Raw genomic sequence first — 15,866 nt, 5'->3', positions numbered from 1 at the left:
TATCGGGGACACGGCCGCGCCGGACGGCAAAACAGGGTGCGGACAGGGCCGGGACAAGGGACCGACTGATCCGGAGTGTTACGGATCTACCGGTTCGGGCGCCCCGGACCGCGCCGCCTCCCGCGCCTTCGTCCGCGCATGTTCCGGGTTCAGGAACCACTCCCGGGCCGAGGCGAACCACCAGGCCGCCGCGAAGCCCAGCACCACCAGCACCGCCACCGGCGCGTAGTTGAAGGACTCCCACGTGACCGGTGAGACCTGGGGCAGCATGAACAGCACGGTGATCACGATCACCCACACCACCGACACCGTCCCGATCAGCCGCGACCACCGGCCCAGATGCCACGGCCCGCGCTGGAAGTCGTCCCCCTTGCCCAGCCGCAGCAGGGTCGGGATGACGTACGCGATGTAGAGGCCGATCACGGCGATGGACGTGACCGCCGCGTACGCCGTCACATTGATCAGGTACGGCAGGCCCAGCACCAGCGCCCCGCCCGCCGCCAGCCACACCGCCGCCACCGGTGTCCGCGTGCGCGGGCTCACCGTGTGCCAGACGCGGGAGAACGGGAGCGCGCCGTCGCGCGAGAAGGCGTAGATCATGCGGCTGTTGGCCGTCACCGACGCCATGCCGCAGAAGAGCTGCGCGCCGATCACCACCAGCAGCAGGAGCTTGCCCGCCGTCGCTCCCAGGGCGTCCAGGAGGATCTGGGCCGGGGGTGCGCCCGTCGGCGAGCCCAGTTCCTTGTCGTAGGACTGGATCGCGTACGTGAAGCCCAGGAGCAGGACGAAGCCGGCTATCCACGACGTCCAGATGGAGCGGACGATGCCCTTGGGGCCGGCCGTGGACGCGTCGTGGGTCTCCTCCGTCATGTGGGCGGAGGCGTCGTAGCCGGTGAAGGTGTACTGCGCCATCAGGAGGCCCAGCAGGACTACGTAAACGCCGCTGCCCCAGCCCGTGTTGTTCACGAACTTCGTGAAGACGAACGTCGTCGACTGGTGGTGGTCGGGGACGAAGGTCAGCGCGCCCACGATCACGCCGACCCCCACCACGTGCCACCACACGCTCACGTTGTTGAGGAGGGCGACGATCTTCACGCCGAAGGTGTTCAGCAGGCCGTGGAGGATCAGGATCGCCGCGAACAGGAGCACCGTGCGGCCCGGCGTCACCTCGAAGTCGAACTGGAGGTTCAGGTACGCGCCGAGGAACGACGCCGCCCCGAAGTCGATGCCCGCGGTCACCGCGACCTGGCCGAGGACGTTGAACCAGCCGGTGAACCACGCCCAGGCCGCCGCCGTGCGCGGGGGCGCCAGGCGGTGGGCCCAGAAGTACAGGCCCGCCGATGTCGGGTAGGCCGAGCAGATCTCGGCCATCGACAGGCCGACGAACAGTGTCATCAGGCCTACGGCCACCCAGCCCCAGGTGATCACGGCCGGGCCGCCCGTGTTCATGCCGAACAGGTACAGCGTCAGGCAGCCCGAGAGGACCGAGATGATCGTGAAGGAGACCGCGTAGTTGGAGAACGCCGACATGCGGCGGGCGAGAACCTGCGTATAGCCGAGCTGGGCAAGGAGTTCCTCGTCGGAGAGACCGGGGGGATCTCCCTTTGACAGCCCACTCGCTATGGCGTCATCTGTCATGCCCCCAGCGATTCCCTCGCCAGGGGCGTGACATGCGCCACTTAAGGAATCGATAAGGACTCGATGTGGCCAAAAAACGCCCTCGGAGTCACATCAGAAGATGCCCTTGTACCCGCTCCACCCGCCCGAGATCTTCACCCGCGCCCCGAACGACCCCTTCCCATCACCGCTGTTGCGGTACAGCACTCCCGCCGAGTCCCGCTCGACCAGGTCCGCCTTCCCGTCCCCGGTGATGTCCCCGACGCCGACGACCGCGTTGTACGACCCGCCCCACGCGGTGAACAGCTTCGCCCGGGCCCCGAACGTGCCGTGGCCGGTGCCGTAGTAGCGGTACACGGTGTTCGACTTGTCCTGGGCCAGCAGGTCGCCGATGCCGTCGCCGTTGATGTCACCTACGCCGACGACCTTCTTGTACGTCTTCCAGTTGGCGTACAGCTTCACGCGGGCGGACAGCTTGCCCGCGCTCGTGCCCTTGTAGAGGTAGACGTCCCCGGTGGACGTGTTGCGGGCGATCAGGTCCGGGCGGCCGTCGCCGCTGATGTCACCGGGCGCGGTCAGTACGTCGTACTGGTTCCAGCCGCTCGTCCCGAGGGACGTGTACGCCGTCGACGGCTTCAACTCCCCACCGCAGCCCGGCTTGTACGCGCGCAGCGCCCCGGTCTTCAGCCGGACCAGGAGGTCGTTGCAGCGGTCCCCGCTCAGGTCGCCGACCGGCACCACCCTGTCGGCCGCCGACCAGCCGGTGCTGCTGCCGACCGACACGGAGAACGTGCCCTTGCCCGAGCCCTGCCGGAAGCCCAGCGTGCCCGAGGAGGTGAGGGTGACCAGGTCGCCGAAGGAGTCGCCGCCGATGTGGTCGTGGCGGGCGGGCGCGGCGTCGGACAGCTGGACCGTGCCGCTCGCCGTCACCGGGGCGCCGACCCCGTCGGCCGGCGGGACGGACAGCGTCCAGTCGTACGGCCCGTTCGTCAGGAACGCCCGCGCGGCGTTCGTCCCGGACCAGCCCACCTTCACCTCGCCGCGCGTCTCACCGCCGGTCTGCGTGTCCACGACCTTGCCGGTGGCCCGGCTGCGCACGGTCAGCCGCCAGCCCGCGGCCGGCTTCGACAGCAGCAGGGTGGTGAGGGTGGACGGTGTCGTGTCGATCTCCCGCGCGTCGAGCGTGGCGGCCGACGCGACCGGGGCGAGCAGCCGCAGCGGCTGCTGGGTCACGCCGGTCGGCACGAGGTGCACGCGCTCCTGGTCGTCGACGTAGGCCACGTTCCCGGTCGACTCGTCGACCGTCCAGCGCACCTCGCGCTGGGAGATCCCGGTGTCGGGCAGCGCGCCGATGACCCGGCTCACGGGCGTGCCGTCGGCGAACGTGGTGAGGACCAGCTGCCCGGCCTGTCTGTCGTGCGTGACGACGAATCCGTCACCCAACTCCGCCTCACCGGACGGGACTTGGACGGACTTCTGTGCCGTACGGTCGTAGACGCCCGCCGTGCCGTCGGCGCAACTCCAGTACAGCCAACGGCCGTTGGCCCGCAGTTCGGTGGGCGCGCAGCCCGCGTCGGTGGTGAGGGTCTCGGTGGTCTTCCTGGCGGTGAGGTCGTACGCCGTGAGCGTGCCGGGGGCGGTGCCCGGCGTCCACAGGGTGTCGCCGGAGAGGGCGGCGGCGCCGGGGGTGCGGGTCAGGGCCGGGTTGCCGTCGTTGCCGATCCGGTAGACGGTCTGCGTGGTCGCCGTGGTGTGGATCAGGTACTGGCCGGAGACGTCGGTGATCCGGCCGCCCGCGGGAACGTTGCGCTCCCAGAAGGTGTACGGGGTGGGCCCGTTGACGCGGATACGGTCGCTGGTCGCCGTGTCCTTCGTCACCCAGGCGGCGCGGCCGTCCGCCGTGCCGTACAGCTGGGAGCAGCCCAGCTCCGTCACCGGGCAGGTGCCGAGGTTCAGGTCGGTGCCGTCGAAGGACGAGCGCGCGCCGAACTCGGGGGTGCCGGTCACGGCGACGGTCCGTACGTAGTCGTCGCGGTAACCGACCCGGCTCCCGTCGGCGACGAGCAGCCGCCCCTGCTCCAGAGCCAGGCCCTGGATGGGCACCGGCGGCTTCGGCAGGGCGCGGAGCTGGGTGACCACGGGGGTGCCGTCGGGGCCGGGGTGGATGCGCTGGATGCCCCAGTCGTCGTTCGTGGTGCGGCCGATCTTCACGGCGGTGCCGTCCCGGCCGACCGCGAGCCCGGACGACGAGTTCGACATGAGGGTCACGGAGTCGCCGCCCGCGATCGGCTGGGCCCTCACCGTGCCGACACCGTTGACCAGCCAGTCCCCTACGACGGTCAGGTCGTGCGTGGCGTTCAGCCCGTCGCCGACACCCTCCAGCACGACCTCGGCAGGGGTCGCCGACAGGTCGGCGCGCGACAGGACCAGCACCTTGGCCTTGTCGTAGGCGAAGACGACCACGTGGTCGTGCGAGAGAGCCACACCGGTGTAGCCGACGGGCAGCGTGCCGCTCACGCCCTGCACCTGCCCGGTCTCCCGGTCCACCGAGGCCAGCACCGACCGGCCGTCCACCGCGGCGCGGAAGAACAGGCTCGTGGCGTCCGCGCCGGCCGCCGCGCCGAGTTGCAGGCCCGCGGGTCCGCCCGCGACGGTCACCTCGCGGGTGGTTCCGTCGGGGCCCGGGGTGAGCAGCCGCATGATCCGGCCGCGGGTGCCGTCCTCGGCGGTGACGTTGCGGTAGCCGACGGCCAGGTTGTCGAAGGCGGTGAGGACACCGAGGTCCGCCGGGACCTGGACACTCCGGGTCGTGCCGTCGGTCGCGTCCCAGAACTCGACCCGGCCGTCGGCGTACTGGTACGCGAGGACGTCGGTGCCGGTGGCCCGCGCGCTCACCCCGGTCCGCACCGGCACGGGTACCGACCGGCCGTCCGAGTAGCGCGTCCACAGCAGCGCGGAGCTGCCCTCCATCCGGTGGAAGGCACCCTGCGCCCCGGCACCGTCGTGGCCGCCGTGGGTCGAGGGCGAGAGGAGCGTGGCCGACGTGTACGTACCACGCAGGGCGGCCGGTACGACCGTCTCCTGCGCGGCCCCCACCGCCAACGCGGGCGCCGGCAGCAGCGGGCCGAGTCCGGCCGCGAGCACGGTAGAGACAGCGATGCCTGTGAAGACACGACGAGCCAAGGAGTCCTCCCCCGAAGAAGAGAGGGATGCATGGCGTTCTCGCCGCCCCCGGCCCCCAGCCGTCACATCCCCCACAGAAGTCGGCTGATCATACAGTCAACACACAGCCAAGGGCACGCAAAAATGGCCCCCGCCCGAACCCGGGCGGGGGCCATCTCACTGCTCTGCTACGTCACTTGACGTCAGCCGTTGCGCTTCCAGCGGGGCTTGTCGTCGCGGCGGCCGAAGGAACCGGTGCCGGTGCCCGTGCCGGTCGTGCCGCGGTGGCCCGGACGGTCGTGGCCGCCGGCGCGGAAGCCGGGGCGGTCGCCCTGGCGGTCACGGTTGAACGGGCGGTCGCTGCCCCGGTGACCGGTCGCGGGACGGTCGTCGCGACGGAAGCCGCCCGAGGCCGGACGGTCGCTGCCACCGCGGTCGTCGCGGCGGAAGCCACCGGACGGACGCTCGTCACGCCGGTCGAAAGAACGGCCACCACGGTCGCCGTCACGGCGGTCGCTGTTGAAGCCGCCCGAGGGACGGTCGTCGCGGCGGAAGCCGCCACGGTCGCCACCGCGGTCGTTGCCACCGCGGTCGTCACGACGGAAACCACCCGAGGGACGCTCGTCACGACGCTCGAAAGAACGGCCACCACGGTCGCCGCCACGGTCGTTGCCACCGCGGTCGTCACGACGGAAGCCACCGGACGGACGCTCGTCACGCCGGTCGAAAGAACGGCCACCACGGTCGCCGCCACGGTCGTTGCCGCCACGGTCGTCACGACGGAAACCACCCGAGGGACGCTCGTCACGACGTTCGAAGGAACGGCCACCACGGTCGTCGCGACGGTCACGGCGCTCGTAGTTGCCGCGGTCGTCACGCTGCTGGCGCGGACGGTCGTAGGAAGAGGACTCCTCGCGCACCGGCGCCTCGGCGACGGCCGACTGCTCGGCGGCCGCGGCCTCGACCACGGCGGCGGCCTCGGCGACCGCGGTCTCCGGGTCCTCGCCACGCTCGCGCGCGGCACGGGCGATCAGGCGGTCGGACTCCTCGCGGAGCTCGGCGGCACGGCGCGTGGCGCGCTCCAGCTCCTTGGTGAGCTGGGTCACCTCACGCTCGGCCTGCTGAGCGGCGTCGCCCGCGGACTGGGCCTGGACCTCGGTCATCGAACGGGCGCCGGTGATCTCGGCGACCTCGGGCTCGAAGGCCGTACCGGTGTTGATGATGTGACGCCCGGCGTCGACGCCCGCGTCCTCCATCAGCCGGAAGATCTGGCGGCGCTGGTGCGGCAGCGAGAGCGAGACGACGGTGCCCGTACGACCGGCACGCGCCGTGCGGCCCGCGCGGTGCAGGTAGTCCTTGTGGTCGCCGGCCGGGTCCACGTTCAGGACCATGTCGATGCCGTCGACGTGGATACCGCGGGCGGCCACGTCGGTCGCGACGAGCGCGTTGACGTAGCCCTCCTTGAAGTCCGCCAGCGTCCGCGTGCGGGCGCCCTGCGTCATGCCGCCGTGCAGCGCGTCGGCCTTCACACCGGACTCGCGCAGCTGCTCGGCGATGCGGTCGGCGCCCAGCTGGGTGCGGACGAAGATGATCGTGCGGCCCTTGCGGGAGGCGATCGCGGCGGTGACCGGCGCCTTGTCCTTGGGCTTCACGATGAGGATGTGGTGGGACATCGTCGTGACGTTGCCCTGCGCGCTGTCGACCTCGTGCGTGACCTGGTCCTTGAGGTAGCGCTTGACCAGCGTGGAGATCTCGTTCTCCATGGTCGCCGAGAACAGCATGCGCTGGCCGCCGGCCGGGATCTGGTCGAGCAGCTCGGTGACCTCGGGCAGGAAGCCCAGGTCGGACATCTGGTCGGCCTCGTCGAGTACGGCGATCCGCACGTCCTCGAGGGAGCAGGCGCCGCGGTTGATGATGTCGCGCAGGCGGCCCGGGGTGGCGACGAGGACGTCGACGCCGCGCTCCAGGGCGTAGATCTGGTTGCCCATCGACGTGCCGCCGCAGACGACCTTCATCTTCAGGCCGAGGACGTCGCCGTAGGGCTGGAGGGCGTCCGCCACCTGCATCGCGAGCTCGCGGGTCGGGGTGAGGATGATGCCGCGCGGGCGCTTCTTCTCGGTGCGGCCGCCGGACAGCGTCGCGAGCAGCGGCAGACCGAACGAGAGGGTCTTGCCGGAGCCGGTGCGGCCACGGCCGAGGATGTCCTTGCCGGCCAGGGCGTCCGGGATGGTCGCCGCCTGGATCGGGAAGGGGGCTGTCACACCGTTCTGCGCGAGCTTGCGCACGATGCCCTCGGGGAGACCGAGGGACGCGAAGGTGACCTCGGGGGCCGCTTCGGTGGTGGCCTCTACGGCCGTCTCGTCGCCCTCGTTCTCGTTCTCGGGCATGACGATGTGATCAGTACTGGAAATGGACATGCGAATGCGAAACCTTCCGGAGTATCCGTCGGCACGCGCCCGTCAACTCCGTGATTCGCTATCGACCGCCTCAATGCGGTCCGCCACGGCAAGGGAGAGTACGCGCCACACGGCGCGCTCTACAGTGGCGCCGGGCAATGGGATCAAACGATCTACCACCTTACGCACCCACCACCCCCCAATGCAAACCGGCCCGAATTGACGTGTGTCACACCCGTCGCTAGGCCGGTGAGCCGGCCGCCGGCGCCGGTTCCCGGTTCACCAGCTGCGGTACGGGGTCCTCGTGGGCCGACGACGAGGGCTCCGCGACGGTCGGGCTGGGGGACTCCTGCGGCGCGGGCGGCGTCGGGTCGGAGGACGGGCTGGCCCGCGTCGGGGTCGGCTGCGGCGCGGCCGTGGTCGGCGCGCCGGGCTTCGGGCTCGTGCCGGGTCTGGGCGCCTTGGTGGCGGCCGGGCTCGCCGCACCCCCCGAAGCGGACGGTGAGGCCGAACCCGAGGCGGACTCCCCCGGCTTCGGCTTCCCGTGCCCGTGCTTCCCGTCCCCCGCCGACCCGCCGAATCCGAGCCCGCCCCCCGGCACCCCCGAACCACCGTCCGGCGCCTCACCGCCATGCCGCCCGGCGGAGTGGGACGGCCTGGCACCGCCGCCCGCGTCGTCGCCCACACTCATGCAGCCGGCGGCAGCGGCGACGACGGCGACCGCGGCGGCCAGACGGACGGGTACGTACATGGGGCGCACGGGGCCACCTCCGAGGGCGGAAAAAGGAGTCGCCCTCTCAACTCCCACCGCCCACCGGAAGACACGCGCCGCACCACCCGACCCCCACTTCCTGGCCGGAGAAGACCCGTTCACGCCCCATCACCGGCCGGGAATCGCCGCTACGGCATCCGGCGCACCCCCCAACCCCCCTCCCCCGGAACGGACTTCGAGCCCATACCGGACAAGCCCGGCCCACCGCACCACCCCCTCCGGGCACCGCCTCCACGAACCCACATGCGCTACGGCCGCCCCGAACCGGCGTTCGTCCCGGACAATGGGCCTGTGCTGGAAATGACACGCGAGGCGTTCGAAGAGCTGGTGAGTGAGGCCCTGGACCGGATCCCGCCGGAGCTGACGCGGGTCATGGACAACGTGGCCGTGTTCGTCGAGGACGAACCCGACCCGTCCGACCCCGAGCTCCTCGGCCTCTACGAGGGCACACCCCTCACCGAACGCGGCGAGTGGTACGCCGGAGTCCTCCCCGACCGCATCTCGATCTACATGGGCCCGACCCTGCGCTACTGCGCGACCACGGAGGACGTCGTCCACGAGGTCGCCGTCACGGTCGTCCACGAGGTCGCCCACCACTTCGGCATCGAGGACGAGCGGCTGCACGAACTGGGCTGGGGCTGAGCCACTCCCGCGACCCGCCCCGCATACCTGCCCCCACCCCTGGGCATACGGGACCAATGGCCAGCGTCCCCGTCGCAGCCCTGAACCGCCTCCGCCGAGCCCAGCGCGCCCTGACCCGTCACTACCGCGCCCGCCGTCCCCGCCCCACCGTCGAACTCGTCCCCCAGCCCCACCCCTGGCCCCGCGCCCTCGGCCTCGTCATGGTCGTCATCGTCGGAGCCTGGCTCGGCCTGCTGATCGTGGGCAACGTACGGGCCCAGGTCGGCCCCATGAACACCACCATGACCCTGCGCCCGTCCCTCACCGGCGGCACGAAGATCAACGTCTCCCCGCTCGGCGCCCTGTCCCTCGACAGCCACCACGCCCCGGTCCGCCTGGACGTCAACGTCGACCAGCTCGACCCGGAACGCTCCCAGGCCCTCGTCGACCACCCCGAGCGCCTCTCCGGCCTCCAGGACGAGGTCGCCCGGGACGTCGAACACGGCACCCTCGACCTCGCCGTACGGTCCTGCACGGCCGTGGTCCTGGGCGCCACCACCCTCGGGCTCGCGGTCTACCGCCGCCCCCGCCGGGCCCTCGCGGCCGGCGGCCTCGCCCTGACCCTCCTGGCGGCGTCCGGAGCGACGGCGTACGCGACCTGGAACCCGAAGTCGATCCTCGAACCGAAGTTCTCCGGCCTGCTCTCCTCCGCCCCGTCCCTGGTCGGCAACGCGCGCAACATCGTGACCGAATTCGACGTCTACCAGAAGGAGTTGGCCCGCCTGGTGACGAACGTGACCAAGCTCTACGACGTCACGTCCACGCTCCCCGCGTACCAGCCGGACCCGACCACGATCCGCGTCCTGCACGTCTCGGACATCCACCTGAACCCCGCGAGCTGGAAGATCATCGCGTCGCTGGTGGAGCAGTACAAGGTGAACGTGATCGTCGACACAGGCGACACCATGGACCACGGCACGACGGCCGAGAACGGCTTCCTCGACCCCATCGCCGACCTGGGCGCGCCCTACGTCTGGGTCAGGGGCAACCACGACTCCCTCGCCACCCAGCGCTACCTCGAACGCGTCAAGAACGTGCACGTCCTGGACGAGGGCCGGGCGGAAACGGTCGCGGGCATACGCTTCGCGGGCATCGGCGACCCCCAGTTCACCCCGGACCGCTCGACCGCGCCGGGCGCCGACAACGCGGAGGAACTCGCCGGCGACCAGCTCGCCTCCTCCCTCCGCGACCAGCGGGCCGCCGGCACCCCGGTCGACATCGCCCTGGTCCACGAACCGTCGGCGGCACGCCAGACCGACGGCGAGGTCCCCCTGGTCCTGGCCGGCCACCTCCACCACGAGGGCACCGAGGTCATGAAGCACGGCACACGCCTGCGCATCGAGGGCTCGACGGGCGGCAGCGGCCTACGGGCGGTGGAGGGCAAGTACCCCGACCCCATCGAGGCGTCGATCCTCTACATCGACCGCGACACCCACCGCCTCCAGGCCTGGGACGAGATCAAACTGGGCGGCCTGGGCCTGACGACGGCCGAGGTGAGCCGCCACCTCCCGAAGGAGAACCTGCCGGGCGCACCCCAGTCCCCGAGTCCGTCCCCGACCCCCTCCCAAAGTCCCTCCTCGACCCGGCCATCGGGCACCCCGTCGAGGACCCCGTAAACCGTTTTGGCGATACCTCCCGCCATCCCATATGCTTCTCACGTCCCCGACGCGCTGAGAAGCGCCCAGGCGGGCCGATAGCCCTCATCGTCTAGCGGCCTAGGACGCCGCCCTTTCAAGGCGGTAGCACGGGTTCGAATCCCGTTGGGGGCACGCAATACCGTGTGCGACACTGGCTCCGCCAGTTCGCGCGCAACAGCTTGGTCCTGTGGAGCAGCTTGGAGTGCTCGCCACCCTGTCAAGGTGGAGGCCGCGGGTTCAAATCCCGTCAGGACCGCTGAGGTTCCGCAAGGAATCTCGTGGCTGGGTAGCTCAGTTGGTACGAGCGATCGCCTGAAAAGCGATAGGTCGCCGGTTCGACCCCGGCCCCAGCCACCGGATCGAAAGCCCTGTCCCACCCGGGACGGGGCTTTCGTCGTAACCGGACGACACAGGGCGGGGCGCGATGGGTCAGGACGAGGCCAGAGGCATCCGGGACACGGACCTGGAGAAGGTACGGGCGCGGTACGGACTGCTCGCGGTGGCCGGCAGCAACATCGCGATCACGGCGGTGGCGGTCTTCGGCGTATGGCAGCTGAACGGCGACCGCGCGGTGATCGTAGGCGTCCTGACCTCGGCGTTCACCGCGATGGCGAGCCTGACGACGGCGTACCTGGGCATCAAGGCCGTATCGAACACGGCCCAGTCGATGTCCAAGGAGGCCGGCAGGCAGCAGGACGCCGACCGCCAGCAAGACGCCGGCCGGCACAGTCCAGCCCGTCCGGCGCTTGAGGGCGAGGCCGTCCAGGCCGACGGGGGTCCGGGGGCGGAGCCCTCGGGAACGCCCACTGTCCCCGCCCCCGCCACTCCGACCACGGCACCCTGACTCACCCGCACAACCCCCCGCCAGGAATTCGCTCGCCAGGAATTTCGGCGAGGTGAGATCCTGGACGGCGTATGTCTACGCACCCCGCCTCCGCGCCCGGCACTTCCGCCCCCGCCCTCGGCGACCTCGCCCCCCGCCTGACCGAGCTGACCCTGCGCGACGCGCACCGGCTCGGGCGCAGGCTCGAGGGCGCGCGCAAGATCCGTAAGCCGGAGGCCCGCGCCGCCGTGCTCGCCGAGATCGAGGCCGAGGTGGCCCGCGGCGAGGAGCGGATGGCCGAGCGGCGCCGCCGTATCCCCGCGATCTCGTATCCGGAGCAGCTGCCGGTCAGCCAGAAGAAGGCCGACATCGCCGCCGCGATCCGCGATCACCAGGTCGTGATCGTGGCCGGTGAGACCGGGTCCGGCAAGACGACCCAGATCCCCAAGATCTGTCTCGAACTCGGCCGTGGCGTCCGCGGCATGATCGGGCACACCCAGCCCCGCCGTATCGCCGCGCGCACCGTCGCGGAGCGCATCGCGGAGGAGATGGACACCCCGCTCGGCGAGGCCGTCGGCTGGAAGGTCCGGTTCACGGACCAGGTGAACCAGGAGTCGACGTTCATCAAGCTGATGACGGACGGCATCCTGCTCGCCGAGATCCAGACCGACCGCGAGCTGCGCGCCTACGACACGATCATCATCGACGAGGCCCACGAGCGGTCCCTCAACATCGACTTCCTCCTCGGCTACCTCGCCCAACTGCTGCCCAAGCGCCCGGACCTGAAGGTCGTCATCACCTCGGCGACCATCGACCCGGAGCGTTTCTCCCGGCACTTCGGCGAGGCCCCGATCATCGAGGTCAGCGGCCGGACGTATCCGGTGGAGGTGCGGTACCGCCCGCTTCTGGAGGACGAGTCCGAGGACTCCGACCGCGACCAGATCACCGCGATCTGTGACGCCGTGGAGGAGCTTCAGGGCGAGGGCAAGGGCGACATCCTCGTCTTCCTCTCCGGGGAGCGGGAGATCCGCGACACGGCGGACGCGCTGACGAAGAAGAACTACCGGTTCACCGAGGTCCTGCCCCTCTACGCCCGGCTCTCGCACGCCGAGCAGCACCGCGTGTTCCAGCAGCACACCGGGCGAAGGATCGTTCTGGCCACGAACGTCGCCGAGACCTCCCTCACCGTCCCGGGCATCAAATACGTCATCGACCCCGGCTTCGCCCGGATCAGCCGCTACAGCCACCGTACGAAGGTGCAGCGGCTGCCCATCGAGGCGGTCAGCCAGGCAAGTGCCAATCAGCGCAAGGGCCGTTGTGGCCGTACGTCGGACGGCATCTGCATCCGCCTGTACTCCGAGGACGACTTCCTCGCCCGCCCGGAGTTCACGGACGCGGAGATCCTGCGGACGAACCTCGCCTCCGTGATCCTCCAGATGACCGCGGCCGGTCTCGGTGAGATCGAGAAGTTCCCGTTCATCGATCCGCCGGACCACCGCAACATCCGCGACGGCGTCCAACTCCTCCAGGAACTGGGCGCGTTGGACCCGGACGAGAAGGACCCGCGCAAGCGGCTCACGCAGACGGGCCGCAAGCTCGCCCAGCTCCCGGTGGACCCGCGGCTGGCCCGCATGGTGCTGGAGGCCGACAAGAACGGCTGTGTGCGCGAGGTCATGGTGATCGCCGCCGCGCTCTCCATCCAGGACCCGCGCGAGCGCCCGGCCGAGAAGCAGACCCAGGCGGACCAGCAACACGCCCGTTTCCGGGACGAGACGAGCGACTTCCTCGCGTTCCTGAACATGTGGCGGTACATCCGCGAGCAGCAGAAGGAGCGCGGCTCCTCCGCGTTCCGTCGCATGTGCAAGCAGGAGTACCTGAACTTCCTCCGCATCCGCGAGTGGCAGGACATCTACAGCCAACTCCGCACGGTGGCCAAGCAGATGGGCCTTCAGCTCAGCGAGGACGATGCGGCGGACCAGAGCGTGCACCTCTCGCTCCTCGCCGGCCTGCTGTCCCACATCGGCATGAAGGACGTGAAGGACGGCGCGAAGAACGAGTATCTCGGCGCCCGCAGCGCCAAGTTCGCGATCTTCCCCGGTTCGGCGCTCTTCAAGAAGACCCCGCGTTTCGTCATGTCGGCGGAACTGGTGGAGACTTCACGCCTCTGGGCCCGCGTCAACGCCAAGATCGAGCCCGAGTGGGTCGAGCCCCTCGCCGGCCACCTCCTCAAGCGGACGTACAGCGAACCGCACTGGGAGAAGGACCAGGCGGCCGTGATGGCCTTCGAGAAGGTCACGCTCTACGGCGTCCCGATCATCGCCCAGCGCAAGGTGAACTACGGCCGGATCGACCCGGAGGCGTCCCGCGAGTTGTTCATCCGCAACGCGCTGGTCGAGGGCGACTGGCGCACGCACCACAAGTTCTTCGCCGACAACCGCAGACTCCTCACCGAGGTCGAGGAGTTGGAGCATCGCGCGCGGCGCCGGGACATCCTGGTCGACGACGAGACGCTCTACGACTTCTACGACCAGCGGGTACCCGAACACGTCGTGTCCGGCGCCCACTTCGACTCCTGGTGGAAGCACAAGCACCATGAGGAGCCCGAACTCCTCGACTTCGAGCGCTCGATGCTCATCAACGAGCGCGCGGGTGACATCAGCAAGGCCGACTATCCGGACTCCTGGCATCAGGGGCGGCTGAAGTTCCGGGTGACGTACCAGTTCGAGCCGGGCGCGGACGCGGACGGTGTCACGGTCCACATCCCGCTCCAGGTCCTCAACCAGGTCACGGACGAGGGCTTCGACTGGCAGATCCCCGGGTTGCGGGAAGAGGTCGTCACCGAACTCATCCGTTCCCTCCCGAAGCCGATCCGCCGCAACTACGTCCCGGCGCCGAACTTCGCGCAACGCTTCCTTGCGGCGGCGGTTCCCCTCCAGGAACCTCTCCCCACCACCATGGCCCGCGAGTTGAAGCGCATGGTCGGAGTCCCCTTCACCGCCGACGACTTCGACTGGTCGAAGGTCCCGGACCACCTGCTCATCACCTTCCGGATCGTGGACGAGCGGCGCCGCAAGATCGCCGAGGACAAGGATCTGGAGGCGCTGAAGGTCCGCCTCAAGCCGAAGGCGCGCCAGGCCATCTCGCAGGCGGCCGCGGCGACGGCCGAGCGCGAGGGCGGGGAGTCCCTGGAGCGCAAGGGCCTCACCGACTGGACGATCGGCTCGCTGACCCGCGTCTTCGAGACCCACCGGGCCGGCCAGCCGGTGAAGGCGTACCCGGCGCTGGTCGACGACGGCGACACCGTCTCCGTACGGCTCTTCGACACGGAGGAGGAGCAGGCGGAGGCGATGTGGAAGGGCACGCGCCGGCTCATCGTGCGCAGCATCCCGGTGAATCCGGCGAAGTTCGCGTCCGAGAAGCTCACGAACCCTCAGAAGCTGGCCCTGTCCGCGAATCCGCACGGTTCGATCCAGGCGCTCTTCGACGACTGCGCGCTGGCGGCGGCGGACAAGCTGATCGGCGACTTCGGCGGCCCGGCGTGGGACGAGGAGTCGTACCGGAAGCTCTACGAGAAGGTGCGCGCCGAGATCGTCGACACGACGGTCCGCGCGGTGGGCCAGGTCCAACAGGTGCTGGCCGCCTGGCAGGCCTGTGAGCGCCGTCTGAAGGCAGCGCACAGCCCCGCCCTCCTCCCGAACCTCGCGGACGTACGCGCCCAGCTGGACGCCCTCGTGAAGCCGGGCTTCGTCACGGCGACCGGCATACGACGCCTGCCCGACCTGATGCGCTACATGGTGGCCGCCGACCGCCGCCTCCAGCAGATGCCGACGGGGGTCCAGCGGGACACGACCCGCATGGAGAAGGTCCATGAGATGCAGGACGAGTACGCGTGGCTCCTGGAGCAACTCCCGCAGGGCCGCCCGATTCCGTCCTCCGTCCGGGACATCCGCTGGATGATCGAGGAGCTCCGGGTGAGCTATTTCGCCCACGCGCTCGGCACGGCGTACGCCGTCTCCGACAAGCGGATCGTGAAGGCGATCGACGCGGCCGCACCGTAACAGCGCCTGCACACCGAGTGAGTTCGACCAGGCGGGCCACCCTCCTGTACAGTCTCGTCTCGCAGCACAACGCACCAACAAGTGCCGCGAATCAAGGTCCTGTGGAGCAGCTTGGAGTGCTCGCCACCCTGTCAAGGTGGAGGCCGCGGGTTCAAATCCCGTCAGGACCGCAGTAGATCAAACAAGAGCCCGGGTCTTCGGACCCGGGCTTTCGTGCGTGCTGTTGCCCTCATGGCCGCTACGGCTCCCTTGACGCCCGCCCACCCACCCGGTACCCAGAAACCAGGCCCCGTTCCACGCAGGGCCACGGAGGTGGCACATGGCGGCTTCGGTCAGGCATGAGACGCGGGCACTGCTCCGTGCGCACCTGTCGGCCGCCAGCTCCTACCACCATGTGACCCGGCACTGCTCGATCTGCCACCGCCTGCTGCGGCTGGCCATGGACGCCCCTCCGGTGCGGGAACCACAGGACGACCCGGAGAGTGGAACTTCCTAGCGCACATAGGTCAGAGGCAACAAGCCATCTGGCATGTGACGGGTGTCACCGCATAAGTTTTTGAAACGTAGGAACTTACACCTCACCTACAACTGGTCAATTTAATATGTGCAATTGCACCCCTACGAGGGATGGTCCACAGGAGATCCGACAGCCCTCCCCAGACTCCGACAAGGTCCCTCACAGGACCCGGCGCTCAGGGCCTGCCGACCGCACACGGACCC

At 70.0% G+C, this 15,866-nt stretch carries 9 protein-coding genes and 4 tRNA genes; 9 read left to right on the top strand and 4 right to left on the bottom strand.

The features are described from left to right. Window positions 1-78 precede the first annotated feature (78 nt). The 4 genes from OG714_RS26970 to OG714_RS26955 form a co-directional block, all read right to left on the bottom strand. Complete coding sequence (locus OG714_RS26970) at window positions 79-1,638, bottom strand: amino acid permease (protein WP_406124734.1); 1,560 nt, start codon at window positions 1,636-1,638, stop codon at window positions 79-81. Window positions 1,639-1,731: 93 nt separating this feature from the next. Further along, window positions 1,732-4,800, bottom strand: a complete 3,069-nt coding sequence (locus tag OG714_RS26965) for an FG-GAP repeat domain-containing protein (protein WP_406124732.1) — start codon at window positions 4,798-4,800, stop codon at window positions 1,732-1,734. Between the two features lie 182 nt (window positions 4,801-4,982). Continuing rightward, a complete protein-coding gene (locus OG714_RS26960) occupies window positions 4,983-7,196 on the bottom strand; it encodes a DEAD/DEAH box helicase (protein WP_406124730.1) in 2,214 nt (737 codons plus the stop codon). A 220-nt stretch (window positions 7,197-7,416) separates the two neighbouring features. Beyond that, complete coding sequence (locus OG714_RS26955) at window positions 7,417-7,926, bottom strand: hypothetical protein (protein WP_406124729.1); 510 nt, start codon at window positions 7,924-7,926, stop codon at window positions 7,417-7,419. A 312-nt stretch (window positions 7,927-8,238) separates the two neighbouring features. Here OG714_RS26955 and OG714_RS26950 point away from each other — a divergent pair, with 312 nt between their 5' ends. The 9 genes from OG714_RS26950 (at window position 8,239) to OG714_RS26910 (ending at window position 15,642) form a co-directional block, all read left to right on the top strand. Beyond that, the gene (locus OG714_RS26950; RefSeq protein ID WP_033285124.1) at window positions 8,239-8,589 is read left to right on the top strand and encodes a metallopeptidase family protein; all 351 of its coding nucleotides are present in this window, start codon (window positions 8,239-8,241) and stop codon (window positions 8,587-8,589) included. A gap of 56 nt (window positions 8,590-8,645) precedes the next feature. Then, window positions 8,646-10,244, top strand: coding sequence for a metallophosphoesterase (locus tag OG714_RS26945; RefSeq protein ID WP_406124727.1), 1,599 nt, complete (start codon window positions 8,646-8,648; stop codon window positions 10,242-10,244). Between the two features lie 80 nt (window positions 10,245-10,324). Further along, window positions 10,325-10,397: transfer RNA gene (locus tag OG714_RS26940), tRNA-Glu, on the top strand. 49 nt (window positions 10,398-10,446) lie between these two features. Next, a tRNA-Asp gene (locus OG714_RS26935) sits at window positions 10,447-10,521 on the top strand. A gap of 24 nt (window positions 10,522-10,545) precedes the next feature. Beyond that, window positions 10,546-10,619 (top strand) — tRNA-Phe (locus OG714_RS26930). A gap of 70 nt (window positions 10,620-10,689) precedes the next feature. Beyond that, complete coding sequence (locus tag OG714_RS26925) at window positions 10,690-11,109, top strand: hypothetical protein (protein WP_406124725.1); 420 nt, start codon at window positions 10,690-10,692, stop codon at window positions 11,107-11,109. 71 nt (window positions 11,110-11,180) lie between these two features. After that, on the top strand, window positions 11,181-15,146 hold the full coding sequence (gene hrpA / locus OG714_RS26920) for an ATP-dependent RNA helicase HrpA (RefSeq protein WP_406124723.1): 3,966 nt from the start codon (window positions 11,181-11,183) through the stop codon (window positions 15,144-15,146). A 95-nt stretch (window positions 15,147-15,241) separates the two neighbouring features. Beyond that, window positions 15,242-15,316 (top strand) — tRNA-Asp (locus OG714_RS26915). A gap of 149 nt (window positions 15,317-15,465) precedes the next feature. Then, window positions 15,466-15,642, top strand: a complete 177-nt coding sequence (locus tag OG714_RS26910; RefSeq protein WP_406124721.1) for a DUF6274 family protein — start codon at window positions 15,466-15,468, stop codon at window positions 15,640-15,642. The last annotated feature ends 224 nt before the right edge of the window (window positions 15,643-15,866 follow it).

The sequence above is a fragment of the Streptomyces sp. NBC_00989 genome, assembly GCF_045162655.1.
Classification (GTDB): Bacteria; Actinomycetota; Actinomycetes; order Streptomycetales; family Streptomycetaceae; genus Streptomyces.
Note: the sequence above shows the minus strand (reverse complement) of the source record. Positions and strands in the feature narration are given on the sequence as shown.